The following is a 14,352-nucleotide window of genomic DNA, read 5'->3' as shown; positions in this document are numbered from 1 at the left end:
CTGTGAAACAGGGACTATACAATCGGTAATAAAACAAAACTTTTGGGACAGCCCCATGCCTCCGCTTTATTTTTGTTCACGCCTTGTATCCGGTATCACTATTTTCAAAAGCGCTGGAAATGTGTGTATTACTGCGTTGCTGCGCCTCGGATCTACGCCGTCTATTTTCAAAAAGCATTTCAGAACGGACAGGGATGTCCGTGGTTCCACGCAATTGCGACGTTTTTGCCTAGCAAAAACTCGCGTTCAAAAATTGACAAGGAGGTCAATTTTTGAACTTGCCACGGATGGCGGTGGTTCTACGCAGTAACAAGTTTGCTCCTGCAAACTTGCAGCCCAAAAATGAACAAGGATGTACATTTTTGGGTGGGGATGTCCGTGGTTCCACGCAGTTGCGACGTTTTTGCCTAGCAAAAACTCGCGTTCAAAAATTGACAAGGAGGTCAATTTTTGAACTTGTCATGGATGGAGGCGGCGTAAAGCAGCAATGAGTTTAGTGTTTTCCGACAATTGACACATCAGCACCAAACCATTTTACTGAAATTTCGCGTAATCTACCGTTTTTTGCCATATCATCAAGGATAAGATTAATAACTTCAAGCAACTCTCCGTCGCCGTTCCGGAGTGCATAACTGTAGGTGGAAATAATGAGGGGATCGCCTATAGCACGATAAGGTTTTTTCTCTTTAGTAATTTTGCTGTAGTATGTTACCAAATTCATAATAGCTGCTTCCAGCTGACCGTAATCTAAAGCAATCAGCAGTTTTTCCATTCGTGGATAAAAAAACGGCTGCCGGGTATTATCGGCATAGAGCGGAGAGTGTAAAACCGTTTCCACAACATCTGCATCAGAAATCATCCCTATCCGCTTATTCCGTAAATCTGCAAAAGTATGAAAAGGTGTTTCTCCGGTAAAATTATGCATGATAACAACAACTAAAGCATCACGGAGGTATGGGGTACTCAAAAAGAATCGTTCAGCATTTTTTTGATTATTGACAAAACCGCTTGCGAGATAGTCGACAACACGGCTTTCGAGCTGCTGTACACGGTCTTCTACCGATACGGGTACCAGTCTGAGCTTAACGCCAAGCCGGTTAGCAATTTCGCGAGCAATATCAACATCATATCCGATTATTTTGCCTGTGCTTGAGTAAAAACTAAGCGGCGGAAGTGAAGGATCAACCCCGACAACCAATTCCTTATTAACGATAACCTTTGCCAGCGATGAATCATTTGTTGCACTCATGGACTCTTTCTGTTTAGTACAGCTAAACACCGTACAAAGCAATACAATACTGAATACTATCCGTACTTTCATCTTTTTGATACCTCATAAAACTGCCGATTGCAGCCAACAGCATTACCGCGCCACTCCTGTTTCCAATTTGCAGGGGGCGCTATCTAATCTGATTTTAAAACATTCCCTAGAATTTAACATTTAATACCGATAAATTAGCTCCGAACCATTTTCTTGATAAGTCGGGAATTATGCCCTCCTTATCTAATTCTTTCAATTCCGCTTCTATCTTTTCGGCAAGCGTATTATCATTTTTTCTAAAGGCGAATGTATAAAATTCAGAGGAAATCGGCTCATCTATAATTTTATATATATCCTGCGCTTTTATTTTATCATAGGAAGAAATGAGGTCGACTACTATACCGTCAACAGTTTGCTCACGTAATTTTTCATAGAGAGTCTCAAAATTCGAATATTCAACTAAAACAGCTGAAGCGAGTGCCGGTGTTTTTTCGATTGTTGCCGCCCCAATTGTACCTCTTTTTACCCCAATTTGTTTATTTTTGAGATCGGTAAGACGGTTATAACGATTTTTAGCCAGCGTTACAATAATCTGGGCATTCTGCAGGTAGGGACTAATCAGCCGGTACTCTTTCTTCCGTTCTTCGCTCACAGAAAATCCGCTGATAATACAATCGATAAAGCCCATATTGAGCAAGTCTGCCTTTTTTGACCAATCAATCGGATAAAAGATGGGGCGTATTTTCATTTTTGCACAGAGGGCTTCAAATATTTCAACGTCATAGCCTGTAGGTTCATCCTGATCATTTTTAAACGAGAGAATTGCCATATCATAGTCTACACCGATGACAAGGGCTCGCTTCATCTGGATTTTTGCCAAAGAAGGGTCTTCAATATATTTAATTTTAAGCGTTTTATTGGTACACGAAAAAAAAGAAACTATACATATCAATAAGAAGCACCATGCTGTTTTTTTCATATTTTGCTCCCCAAATACACTGGTGAATCCTGCATAGAGTCTGCTCCGGAACCGACAGTGCCGATACAACGATTTGAAAATAGCATACCACGTTTTACTATAGCTGTAAAGAGAAGTGAATCATCCCATAGATTATATTATAGCTGAAAGGGAGCTATGTTGAACTTAAGGTGACAATCGAGGTGCGGAATATCTCTTCTTCTTTCGCAGTAGGATCAATCCCGCTTGTCCGCATTGATTGTGCAATCGATTCGACTGTTTCGGCGGCACGCTTCCGGTCATAACCCATGTCGATGAGTGCGGTGATTATATCGTCGAACTCTGACTTTTTTGCTGGTTCCGTCCGTCCCGTATCGTGCAGACCTGTTAGCTGTCCCTTCAGGGCAAGTACCATTTTTTGCGCTGTTTTCTTTCCGATACCGGGGATGCTTTGTAGCTGTGCAACATCTCCTGCTTCAAGAGCTGCTTCCAGGGCTTTGCTATCAAGACCGGAAAGAATCTTCAGCGCCTGTTTCGGACCGATGCCTTCTACCTTTATTAAATCCAAAAAAAGGCTCCGATCCGCAGGTGTTAAAAAACCGAAGAGCTTCATCTGGTCTTCCCGGTGATAGAGCCACGTATAGACTCGTACCGTACTTCCTGCAGCTCCGAATCGGTCTGCACTTAGGGCTGGCACAAAAACTTCCCACTCAATACCGTGTGTTTCTATGTAGATAGATTCCGCCGTTCTACCGGTAAATATTCCGCTGATACTGTTAAACATGGTTTGCTCCTTTTAGTTTTGATATATGGACGGTTTATCACGATAGAACAGCATGGTCAGGCTGAAGATTCTGAGGTATTCCGAAGGCAGCGCTGTTGAACCGGCGTTCTGCTCCAATTGTAGAAGGAGGACCGTGTCCCGGAAACAGCAAAAGCTCATCCCCGTATTTTAACAGCTTTTTGCTCAGTTGCTCCGTGAGTGTTTTGGCTGCAAAGCTGTGCAGGGTATAGCCCGGTGTACCTGCAGTCAGACTGTCTCCGGTAAAAATACAGTGTTCAATCTTAAAAAGATACGAGTCCGGCGAGTGTCCAGGAACCGACAAGCAGTCTACGGTAAAACCTGCAATCGTTAATGTGCAATCTCCGCGGAGTACCTTTCCCGACCGCTGCACTAATACTTGATCCGCCGCATAAATTTTCGGCTTGTATATTTTTAAAAGAGTTCGTAAGCCGTATCCGTGATGATGAAAATGATTATGGGTAATACATACTGCGGTAAGCCGGTAGCCGTTTTTTTCGATATGATCGAGTACTTCCCCCGTAATCTTTCCGGGGTCTATAATAAGCGCTTCTTTGCTCTCTTCATTGCCTACTAGATAGCTGTTCACCGAACCTAAAACTGAATAATGCGGATATATCTTCACTGCGGAATATCTCCGTCAAAATATGCCTCCCGCGTATTGGACGCTTTAAAAGACACTGCATCATAGCTGTTGCGGAGAAACGATGTTTTTTGAATATTACAATTTTGAATAGGCGTTTCATTCAGGCTGCACGAGATAAACCGGGAGGCATAGAGATCGGAATCGTTAAAACTGCCGCCTTGTGTAACAATGCCGGTAAAATTATTGATCAGTAATTCGGCGTTGATAAAATCCGTTTCTTTAAAAGAGCTGCCTGCAAAACAGGAGAATTGAATATCGGCTTTTTCAAAGGTGCAGCTGATAAATCGGGCAAAGTCGAAAAAAGACATTCTGATCCGTGCTCCTGCAAAGGAGCAGCGGGTAAATACCGTACCGGCGAATGAACACCCTGTAATTTTCTTGCCGGAAAAATCTACGGAATCCAGCATAAGCCCCGAAAAATTCATACTGTTAAGATCAGCGCTGCTTTGCAATGCTGCGGACAAGTCCTCAGATGTATAATTTTTTATCATACTGAACATAAAGAGAGTGTATGTTATTGCAGGAATTTGGTCAAATGGGTAGTATGGAGAAAAATAGGTATCGATACACAAGGAGGCTTTTCGGTGTCTACACAAAACCTAACCGGTGCTACCGTTATTGACCGGTCGCTTATCAAAAAAACAGCAGTCGCGTCCTCATGCTTTATGGGGCTCGGTCAGATTCTCTACTTAAAGCAATATCTGCGGGGCGCTTGTTTTGCTCTGGTAGAGCTTGCTGTTTTATTTCTTATCTTTTTTGACCGGACAACAGCGCGTCTCAATGGGCAAGGGCCTATTGTACGGAGTATTATCGGTCTTATCACGCTCGGTGATGAAAAACCGAATGTTCCGATTAAAATGAAAGATCACTCAATCTTTATGATGATCGGCGGGCTTATTACGGTACTGCTGCTGGTAATATTTATCGGTGTGTACATTGCCAATGTCATTACCGCAAAAAAAGCAGCTGCACAGATCGTAGAGAAGCAGCGTTTCCCCTCTGTAGAAGAAGCGCGTAAAAAGTTTGTTGAAACAGCTTTTCCCTACCTTGGTCTTAGCCCTGCCATACTTTTGATTTTGTTCTTTACGGTACTGCCGCTTATCTTTTCCGCCTTGGTTGCTTTTACCAATTATTCATCACCCAAGCATATTCCGCCGAATAATCTGGTAGACTGGGTAGGTCTTGAAAACTTTGTTACTATGTTCAGTTCAAAGATGGCAAACAGCTGGTTTTCCGCTTTCGGACGGGTGGCTTTGTGGACGATTGTTTGGGCTTTTTTTGCAACTTTCTCCTGTTATTTTACCGGCATGATCTTTGCCGTTATCTTGGTAGATAAGCGCATTCAATTTCCAAAGTTTTTTAGAACGGTCTTTATTCTCCCCTATGCAATTCCCGTTATGCTCAGTCTTTTTATTTGGGCAAACTTGCTGAACGGTACCTTCGGACCGATTAACCGGACGCTTATGCAGTTCGGTCTATTAAGCGAACCGATTAAATGGCTGTCAGATCCGTTTATCGCAAAGGTTTCAATGCTGTTGGTCAATATATGGATTGGTTTTCCCTATAGTATGATATTGATTACCAGTAATATGACAGCGATCCCAGCGGATATTTACGAAGCTGCAACCATTGACGGTGCAAACAGGATGCAGCAGTTTTTCCGCATTACGCTGCCGCTGGTACTTTTCCAAACAATGCCTATATTGATTATGCAGTTTGCAGGTAATATCAACAACTTCGGTGCGGTATACTTCCTTACAGCAGGCGGTCCAGGTTTGGATGACAGTATCAGAACAAAGGCGGGGGCTACAGACCTGCTTATTTCATGGATTTATAAACTCACCTATGAAACACCGACCTTGTATAACCTTGCATCGGTACTGTCCATTCTTGTATTTGTCGTACTGGTGCCCTTTGCAGTCTATAACTTCACCCATACAAAGGCATTCAAAGAAGGAGCCGTTTAATGAAAAAATATTCTTTCAGTACCATCCTTGTGTTGGTTATTCTCTATACCGTCCTTATTTCAACGGTGCTTTTTGTTCTCTATCCCGTTGCTTTTACTGTCGGCGCAGCGTTTACAAAAACAAACTCTCTTGCCGCAACCAGCATATCTCCTATTCCCAAAGAGCCGTCAGTATATCAATTCAAACGGCTTTTAACCCCTGCCGACAAAATTGTTGAAGGCACAACTGATGTACGCGGTACCAATTATGTAAAATGGTATGGAAACACACTCAAAATTGCTGTATGCAATGTACTGCTATCTCTTGCCGTGTGTGTAACCGCCGCCTATATCTTTTCCCGCTTTAGATTTCCATTGCGGCAGCCGATGCTTGCGTCGATGATTGTTCTGCAAATGTTCCCCAGTTTTATCGGTATGGTGGCAACCTATGTTCTATTATGGAAGATAAACGGGTTGAATACCCACTGGGGTCTGCTGCTCGTCTATGCCGCCGGCAGTGTACCTTTTAATGTATGGCTTATGAAGGGGTATTTTGATACGGTGCCTAAGAGCGTGGAAGAAGCAGCGCATGTAGACGGTGCGGGTTCTTTTACCACATACGTTAAAATCGTTTTGCCGATGGTTAAACCGATGATTATGTTCCTTGCGCTGACGAGTTTTACCTCCCCGTGGATGGACTTTATCTTCCCGCGGCTTATCTTACGCAGCGATGATAAAAAAACACTTGCGGTCGGTCTTTTTGAACTGATTAACGGACGGGCAAACGATAACTTTACTATGTTTGCAGCAGGCGCGTTGCTTGTTGCGGTACCTTTTACCTTGCTCTTTATGGCAGGACAAAAGTTCCTTCTCAAGTCGCTTGCAGCTGGCGCAGTAAAGGAATAGGAAACGCTGCGATATCCTCGGCGATGGAAGCAATGCAAGGGCTGCATTAGCTTTGATCTCCGAGGTATTTTAATACAATGATTTATTCGTGCGGAGGGGTTAATACCCCGACGCTTGCGTCGTAACGAAGGGTATTAAAGCCGACTGCAACCACCTTATGAGAACAACATACCCCGACGCTTGCGTCGGGGTTGTTGATTTTTTGCGGTGTCAAAACATATGGACTGTTCGTCCATGCTCGCTCTTCCTAGTTTGATGAATAAACTGTAAAATATTCATAGATTTCATCTATGCGGAAGGTTTATTCGTGCGGAGGTTTCCGCATGGCAAAGGGAGAGCGTATGCCGAAAGCATTTACTCAAGAAGAAAAGCAAATCATAAAAGAAAAGCTCATGGAAACAGCGCTGAATTTATTTCACGATAAGGGGACGAAGTCGCTCAGCATAGCGGAACTGACAAGGCGAGTCGGCATTGCACAGGGAAGCTTTTATACTTTCTGGAAGAATAAAGATGCGCTGATTATTGAGCTTATTGCCTATCGTGCAAGGCAAAAATTGTACAGTACCGAAAAGAAATTTTCCGCATCACTTACAAATCCGGCGGAATTCCTCACAGACATAATATATACGTCTTCTATCGATCTTATGACTAAAATTCAAACTCAACCTATCTATAAAGACGCATTTAAAGTATTTGAAGCAAAACGGTGTTATTAAGTGGGCAGATCAAAAAGGTTTAATGAGCGCATTTATTGGGAGTTCTGTTTTATGTTCTCAGTGTTATCAATTTGATACAGCGTATTTTAACGATGTACTGCGAATCTATATAGCTGCAATTGTGAATAAATATATAGAAGTATAACAGCTTAAAGGGGATAGATATGCTACGTGATTTTACTCAAATACATAAAGACGATGTATTCATTGCAGGCGGTAAGGGTGCTAATCTCGGAGAGATGACTGCTGCGGGAATACGGGTACCAAAAGGATTTGTTATTACAGCAGATGCGTACCAGGCGTTTTTAAAAGAAAATCAGATTGAAGAAATGATTTTGAGGAGCCTTAAAGAATCACAAATGGATGAACAGAAACTTTTAGCCGCAGCGGGAGAATTTCGGAAAAAATTATAGCAGGACATTTTCCGTTTGAATTGGAAAAGGCGATACGAGCTAAATATGCGGAGTTCGGAGAATTTGCGAGAGTGGCTATACGTTCATCGGTAACGGCGGAGGATTTACCCGGCGCGAGTTTTGCAGGTTAGCAGGAAACGTATTTGAATGTACAAGGTATAGAGGATGTACTCCTTTATATACGTCATTGCTATGCGTCGCTGTGGGAAGATAGAGCAGTCAGTTATCGCTGCAGTCAAGGTTATGATCAAAGTGCTATTGCGATTGCCGTTGTCGTTCAAGAAATGGTAGAAAGCGAAAAAGAGGGCGTTATGTTTACACTCAATCCGGTAACGCACAGCAAAGATGAAGTACAGATCAATGCAAGTTACGGTTTGGGGGAAAGTGTTGTAAGCGGACGAGTAACGGCGGATAGCTATATCATAAATAAGAGCGGGGCTTTAGTCGAAGTAACCATCGGCAGCAAAGAAATAAAAATCGTCTATGCAGATAAAAATATAAAAGAAGAACCTGTTAGTGAAGCAAAAAGGATTCAACGGGCTTTAAATGATACCGAAATTACCGCGCTTTTGGATGCAGGATTAAAAATAGAACGACACTACGGTATGCCGATGGATATTGAGTGGGCAATACGGAACAATAGCTCGATTCAGCATGACACGGATGTATCATATTCTTGCAGGCGGTCTTCCTAATTTTTCACGGCAGGGATTATTTTATATTCCGCTTTTATATCTTTTGCCGGCTCTGTACGGGAAAACCGGCATGTACCTACTGCAGCCGACCGCAGATGTTTTGTCGTTCCTATGTGCCGTTGTGATCGTGTACAGGTGGTATAAGAAGACTCCTACGATAATTAATTCATAGTGGAACCACTGACCTCCATGTCGGTTTATGCACTCCAGTTTTCGCTTTCTCTCTGCAGCTGATACATCTCTCGGTAAATGCCGCCTTTTTCCATCAGCTCGGTGTGGGTGCCGGTTTCGGCAATGGTACCTTTGTTGAGTACAATAATCTTATCGGCATTTTCTACGGTGCGAAGGCGGTGGGCAATGACGACAACGGTTTTACCTTTTATAAGCGTACCGATGGCATGCTGGATAAGCGTTTCGTTTTCAGGGTCGAGGGCTGCGGTTGCTTCGTCCAAGAGGATGATTGGTGCGTCCTTGAGGAGAGCGCGGGCGATGGAAAGCCGTTGGCGTTCTCCGCCGGAGAGGGTATAGCCGTTTTCGCCGATTTCTGTGTCGTAGCCCTGCGGCAGTTTTTCGATAAACGATTCGCACTGCGCGGCTTTTGCGGCGGCGAGTACCTGCTCTTTTGTCGCATTCCGGTTGCCAATCAAAATATTGTTGTACACTGTGTCATTAAAGAGCACCACGTCTTGGAATACAATCGAAAATGCGCCCAGCAGGGTTTCCGGTTCTACCGTAGAAACATCGACGCCGCCGATGCTGACTGTACCCGATGACGCATCCCAAAAGCGCGCAGCCAAGCGGGCAATGGTGGACTTTCCGCAGCCGGAGTGCCCCACGAGCGCGGTAATTTCGCCCTGCTTTGCAGTAAAGCTGATTCCGCTTACCGTGTTTTCTTCGCCATCGTTTGCGGTGCCGCCTGTATTATTAGAATTGCCGGCAGTGCTTCCACCGATGTCACTCGAACCTTTGCCGCTCGATTCATTATACGAAAACGACACAGTATCGTAACAAATATCATACCCATTCGGCTTAAAAGTTTCGCTTCCCGTTTGCTTGGGATAATTGACAATCGCCTGCTTCCGCTCAACTGCAATCAGTGTATAAAAGAATTCGGCAAGCAGCATAAACACTGTCGTCAACGGATCGAAGATACGGCATGAGACCAGCAAAAAAACGATATAGGTCAATAGTTCGATTTGCCCCTGCGACAGCAAGTACGCTCCGTAAGAAATGACGAGCGGAAAGCCGAACCGGATCAACGCGGCAACACCGAACATAAGCGCTCCGATCGCAGCTTCCGATTTGAGCGCAACGTGCGTCGTTTCGGTAATATCGTCTTTGAGCTCTTGCACATACAAAGCTTTTTTATCGGAAGATTTTAGCACCTTGATATTGTCTATCATCTGCTGCAGCGAATCGTATATCCCATCCTTCCGTACGATGACGCTTTTCATCTTTTTTTCCGACAACTTCCGGCAGCCGACAACAATAAAAAATCCTGCAAAGGCGCAAACAAACAATGCAATAGTCATCCGCCAATCCAAAAACGCTAAAAGAGCCGCCGCAATTAAAATCGAAATAATACCGCCGAACATTTCCGGTACGACATTAGAAAACGCTTGTTCAAGCGTTGTAACATCGTTTAAAAGCGTCGAGGTTAAATACGATAAATCCTGCCTGCCGAAATACGACAGCGGCAGCTTCCGAAGCGACTCTGCAAGCGAAATACGCACATTCGCCGCTTCTTCATACGCGCCGTTATATGTCCTGCCGTACTTTAATTTTTCGAGGATAAACAGCACAGCTATAAACGCCGCTCCGGCTGCTGCCACCGCCCACACATTCGGGGCTTGAAGCCCTTGCTGCATAATGCGTGCCAAAAAATACTGCAGCACATACAGCGAAAGTCCCAGCGGCACCATCACAAACAAATTGATAATAACTCCGAGTGTAATCGACAAACGCAAATTCCGCGTCCCTGCATCAGATAACGCAAAAAATTTTTGTAACATAATTCCTCCATATTGTAGGGGAAGACCTTTCTTTTTTTTCGATAAAAAGAAAGGTCTTCCCCTACGACCCCTTCTAAAGAAAAATGACGACCAAAGGGTTTCACCCTTTGGAAACCTGCCCAAAAATGAACATCCCTGTTCATTTTTGGGCTACGAGTTTAGTCTTACGTCTAAACTCGCTACTGCGTGGAACCACTGCCATCCTTGGCAGTTCTGCAATGAACATCCCTGTTCATTTTTGGCTACGAGTTTAGTCTTACGTCTAAACTCGCTACTGCGTGGAACCACTGCCATCCTTGGCAGTTCTGCAATGAACATCCCTGTTCATTTTTTGGCTACGAGTTTCGCCTAACGCCTAAACTCGCTATTGCGTGGAACCACTGCCATCCTTGGCAGTTCTGCAATGAACATCCCTATTCATTTTTGGCTACGAGTTTCGCCTAACGCCTAAACTCGCTGCTGCGTGGAACCACGAACATTCGTGTCCCCTCTGAAATGTACGTCCTGTCCGCTTTCAGGGGGGATTCTGTTTTTGGGATTGACTTGTCTCAATCCGTAAGACATTCGCTGAAAAAGGAGCATCCTATATATTTTTCAGCGTTAGGCAATTTTTATAACCAACAACTAAAACAAATATCCTTGCTGAAATCGGCATTAGCCGTTACTATAAATTTTGTTTCAATACTAATTAGTAAATGCTTAGTGCATAAATTGCTGACTATAGTAGCAGCGCTGCCTATGTCCCGCCTATTTCTCCACCTCCCATTCTCAAGTGCTCAAATGTTTTTTCAGCTTGAGCGGCGGTAAAGGCTGTTTGCAAAATAATTTTTCCTTTTTCCATTAAAAGCATTTCGTCAGCGACAAGGCTCAAAAATTCAAAATCATGACTGATGATAAGAATTAATCTGTAGGGAGCGCGGCAGGCATTGATAAGTGCAGCCGTTTCTTTCATGTGAAAGTAATCCATACCGCTGGTCGGTTCGTCAAAGATAAGCAGCTGTGCACCGGAAGCAACAGCTGCGCCAATCGAAACCCGCTGTTTTTGTCCGCCCGAAAGACTTAAAGGATGGCGATCTTTTAAGTCTGTAAGATTCAAAGCCGAAAGAATGTGCCCAATGTCGGCTGCCTGATTATGTTTATTTTTTCCGAGTGCTATTTCATCGCTGACGCTTTCGGTAAAAAGCTGATAGCCGACATCCTGCATTACAAGATAAGATTGTTCGAGCCGTTTTGATGCAGACAGTTTTTTCCCGCCGATAAAAACCGCTTCTTGTTTCGGCTTTGTAAGTCCGGCAAGACAGTGTACAAAGGTACTTTTGCCCTGTCCGCTTTTTCCCACAAGTGCTGTTATATTCCCAAAACGAAGGCTGAGATTTTCAACAGCTATGGCGGCTGTCTTTTCTTTCGGAAACCGATATGCGAGCTGTTCGATATGCAGTGTTTGCGCAGCCTGTCCGGATATTGTACAGCTGCCGGTATTTTTGTATGACGGTACCGCTCCAGTGGAAGCACTTGGTATATGCGTATAAGAATCGGTATCGAGCTTGAGACAATCTTGAGCGCGGTCAGAGGAATCGCGTGTATCGGCTGTGCTGTCATTAACGGTTTCGGCACTATCGTGCCGTGTTTCCTTCTGTACAAATACACAGCGGTCAAAAGTAACCGGACGCAGTAAAAGTTCTTTACGCTGTGCGTCGGTTAAATTGGCAAACTCAGTACCGGAAAGGGAGTGCGCAATCTTCCCATCTTTGAGGATAAGAGCCCTGTCTACAATGTCCTTGAGAAAATAGAGGCGGTGTTCACTGATGATAATCGTTTTTCCTGCCGCCTTCAATTTGCGCAAAACCTGAGCAATCTTTTCGATGTAAAATACGTCCAAGTTGGATGTCGGCTCGTCAAACAGAATGATGCCGGTATCAGCAGCAAGTGCGGAGGCAATTGCAATCATCTGTTTTTCACCGCCTGAAAGATTAAAAATGTTGCGATCAAGCAGATGTTCGATATGCAAAAACGATGCAATAGTAGTAAGCCGTTCACGCATGGTTTCAAACGGCGTTCCCATATTTTCAAGGAAAAAGAGAATCTCCGAAGTAGTATCCAAATTGAAAAACTGCGATTTGGGATTTTGAAATACCGTCGCTGTCTTTTTTGAAACCTCATAAATCGGAAGGTTTGCAATATCTTTATTTTCGATGTACAGGCTGCCGGAAAGCGTTCCTTCATAATAGCGTGGAATTAAACCGTTTAGCAGACGGAGAATACTTGTTTTACCGCAGCCGGAAAGTCCGGTAAGCAATAAACATTCGCCTTTGTGCACGTGAATGGATACATCGTTTATTGCAGCAGTACTGTTTTCCCCTGCATAGCTAAAACTGATCCTGTTGCTTTCTATCACAGAAGAACGGTCTGTTGCTATTGTTTCAGTATTGTGTGTTTGTCTGTCTTTCATATTTATATCCGTTTTCTCAGCGCAGTCAAATCAATTTTTCTGTAATAGTTTTCATTTTGTATTGCTGGCACCGAATCTGTTTTTATCACATATATAGCTGTGAACCGATGACGACGCAAAAGCCGGTTGCAATGTACAATGAGACAACGAAATCGGCTATACTGAATCGGGCTGTTTTGTAGCGGATTTTTTTACCCGGCGCATCGACCCCTTTGGTATGCCCTGCTGCTGTAAGCTCATCTCCGATACGCGAGGCAGAGGATAAAAGCGGCACCATCACATATTCGAGCGTTACAAGCGGATGCAGAATAATGTTCAGCGTATTCAAACCGATACCGCGCATTTTCATCGCATTTTTAATATTATGATATTCTTCGCCAAGCGTCGGGAAAAAACGGAACATTACCGAAAGCGTGATAACCAAACTTTGCGGCATTCTCAGTTTTTCCAACGCACTCATCAACAGTCCTACCGGGGTAGAATCTATCAGGTATTTGCCGGAGACAATCGGCAGCATAAAGCGGCGTGTCATAAACACTACCGGCAATACTACCGTACTGAAAATCCCCGTCCCCTGTGGGATGATAGACGAAAGAGCTGCTAGTACTAGAAAAAAGCCCGTCAGCTTCGCAGCTGTTTTTTTCTGTCCATTGAAAAAAAACAAACAGGCAAACAGCAGTATATTGATACATTCAACATACATCGGAACTAAAACCGTAACCGACAATCCCATACACAACACTAAAAGAAACTTTGTCCGCGGATCAAGAATAAGCCGTGCCTGTCGTCCCATACTATCCCTTTTATTTACACCAGCCCTGCTTTTGCAAAGTGCTTTTTTAATACCTTTGCACCTAAAAGTCCTCCGAGGATTCCGCCAACAAAAGCACTTACATACAGGATAGGCATAATCCATATCGGAAGGCTAACCAGCTGGGTTGCATAGTCGGCACCCATCATTTTTTCGGTCAGGGCACGGTATTGGTCAGTAAAAATATAAATCTGCCAGAAGGGCCCGCAAAACCACAAGGACATCACCGCGTAACCGGCAATACTTCCTTTCACAGTTTTATAGCCGAATGTTTTACGTACAAATTCCGCAAGCGCAGCAATAATGAGCGAGTGAATTGCTGCCACCGGTGTGTGCCCCATGAGCGTCATAAGGCAGCCGGGAATCGCTGTAAAAATAAAAAGACCGAACGGTTTTTGTACCTTGGCAAGAAAAAACATTACCACAATGCCTAAAATCACGCTCGTTACAAAAGGAAATCCTAAATAGGTCACTACTAAAAACCCGAGCGGCATTCCGGTGACAAAAAGTCCGACAAAATAAATAACGGAAAAAACACCGATATTAACCAAATCCTTTAACACAAGGCGGTTCTTCCCGCCTGACTGTAATTGTGTTTGTTCCATAACAACCTCCTTCATTTAATTGGTAATTGGTGCAGTGCCAATTATGTTGAGTTCTTCCCGTCCGTAAACATTTTAAGTCCAAACAAATCACTCATCAGGCTGAAATGTTTATCAAATGAAAACAAAAAAAGAT

Annotated in this window: 13 protein-coding genes and 1 pseudogene; 5 read left to right on the top strand and 9 right to left on the bottom strand. The window is 43.8% G+C overall.

All coding sequences use genetic code 11. The features are described from left to right. A partial coding sequence (locus tag ACTTJ8_RS09970) for a hypothetical protein (RefSeq protein ID WP_442716757.1) occupies positions 1–310 on the top strand: 310 nt, incomplete at its 5' end. A 183-nt stretch (positions 311–493) separates the two neighbouring features. On the opposite strand, the gene ACTTJ8_RS09965 is transcribed toward ACTTJ8_RS09970, so the two are convergent. The 5 genes from ACTTJ8_RS09965 to ACTTJ8_RS09945 all read right to left on the bottom strand — a co-directional run bounded on the left by ACTTJ8_RS09965 (position 494) and on the right by ACTTJ8_RS09945 (position 4,167). Then, entirely contained in the window at positions 494–1,321 is an 828-nt protein-coding gene (locus ACTTJ8_RS09965) for a substrate-binding periplasmic protein (protein ID WP_442721086.1), read from the bottom strand. Between the two features lie 106 nt (positions 1,322–1,427). Beyond that, a complete protein-coding gene (locus tag ACTTJ8_RS09960) occupies positions 1,428–2,240 on the bottom strand; it encodes a substrate-binding periplasmic protein (protein WP_442716759.1) in 813 nt (270 codons plus the stop codon). 154 nt (positions 2,241–2,394) lie between these two features. Then, positions 2,395–3,003: a Holliday junction branch migration protein RuvA gene (gene ruvA / locus ACTTJ8_RS09955; RefSeq protein ID WP_442719690.1), complete on the bottom strand. Its 609-nt coding sequence runs from the start codon at positions 3,001–3,003 to the stop codon at positions 2,395–2,397. Positions 3,004–3,040: 37 nt separating this feature from the next. Next, the gene (locus ACTTJ8_RS09950) at positions 3,041–3,646 is read right to left on the bottom strand and encodes an MBL fold metallo-hydrolase (protein WP_442719689.1); all 606 of its coding nucleotides are present in this window, start codon (positions 3,644–3,646) and stop codon (positions 3,041–3,043) included. Then, the gene (locus ACTTJ8_RS09945; protein WP_442719688.1) at positions 3,643–4,167 is read right to left on the bottom strand and encodes a pentapeptide repeat-containing protein; all 525 of its coding nucleotides are present in this window, start codon (positions 4,165–4,167) and stop codon (positions 3,643–3,645) included. Before ACTTJ8_RS09945 ends, ACTTJ8_RS09950 begins: the two co-directional genes overlap by 4 nt. Before the next feature lie 84 nt (positions 4,168–4,251). Here ACTTJ8_RS09945 and ACTTJ8_RS09940 point away from each other — a divergent pair, with 84 nt between their 5' ends. The 4 genes and pseudogenes from ACTTJ8_RS09940 to ACTTJ8_RS09925 all read left to right on the top strand — a co-directional run. After that, entirely contained in the window at positions 4,252–5,634 is a 1,383-nt protein-coding gene (locus ACTTJ8_RS09940) for a carbohydrate ABC transporter permease (RefSeq protein ID WP_442719687.1), read from the top strand. After that, positions 5,634–6,518, top strand: coding sequence for a sugar ABC transporter permease (locus ACTTJ8_RS09935; protein WP_442716764.1), 885 nt, complete (start codon positions 5,634–5,636; stop codon positions 6,516–6,518). Before ACTTJ8_RS09940 ends, ACTTJ8_RS09935 begins: the two co-directional genes overlap by 1 nt. Positions 6,519–6,841: 323 nt before the next feature. After that, positions 6,842–7,234 (top strand): TetR/AcrR family transcriptional regulator, encoded by a 393-nt coding sequence (locus ACTTJ8_RS09930; RefSeq protein ID WP_442719663.1) that lies wholly within the window; start codon positions 6,842–6,844, stop codon positions 7,232–7,234. 164 nt (positions 7,235–7,398) lie between these two features. Further along, a pseudogene (locus ACTTJ8_RS09925) lies at positions 7,399–8,288 on the top strand (PEP/pyruvate-binding domain-containing protein); the annotation flags it as partial. A gap of 251 nt (positions 8,289–8,539) precedes the next feature. On the opposite strand, the gene ACTTJ8_RS09920 reads toward ACTTJ8_RS09925, so the two are convergent. The 4 genes from ACTTJ8_RS09920 to ACTTJ8_RS09905 all read right to left on the bottom strand — a co-directional run bounded on the left by ACTTJ8_RS09920 (position 8,540) and on the right by ACTTJ8_RS09905 (position 14,219). Further along, positions 8,540–10,354 carry an ABC transporter ATP-binding protein gene (locus tag ACTTJ8_RS09920; protein ID WP_442719664.1) on the bottom strand — a complete coding sequence of 605 codons (1,815 nt, stop codon included), beginning with the start codon at positions 10,352–10,354 and terminating at the stop codon, positions 8,540–8,542. Positions 10,355–11,090: 736 nt separating this feature from the next. Further along, positions 11,091–12,803 (bottom strand): ABC transporter ATP-binding protein, encoded by a 1,713-nt coding sequence (locus ACTTJ8_RS09915; protein WP_442719665.1) that lies wholly within the window; start codon positions 12,801–12,803, stop codon positions 11,091–11,093. Positions 12,804–12,888: 85 nt separating this feature from the next. Continuing rightward, on the bottom strand, positions 12,889–13,596 hold the full coding sequence (locus tag ACTTJ8_RS09910) for an energy-coupling factor transporter transmembrane component T (RefSeq protein ID WP_442719666.1): 708 nt from the start codon (positions 13,594–13,596) through the stop codon (positions 12,889–12,891). A 14-nt stretch (positions 13,597–13,610) separates the two neighbouring features. After that, positions 13,611–14,219: an MptD family putative ECF transporter S component gene (locus ACTTJ8_RS09905; protein WP_442719667.1), complete on the bottom strand. Its 609-nt coding sequence runs from the start codon at positions 14,217–14,219 to the stop codon at positions 13,611–13,613. Positions 14,220–14,352 lie beyond the last annotated feature (133 nt).

This window comes from Treponema sp. (genome assembly GCF_052169735.1).
Taxonomy (GTDB): domain Bacteria; phylum Spirochaetota; class Spirochaetia; order Treponematales; family Treponemataceae; genus Treponema.
This window is presented reverse-complemented; position numbering and strand designations above follow the sequence as displayed.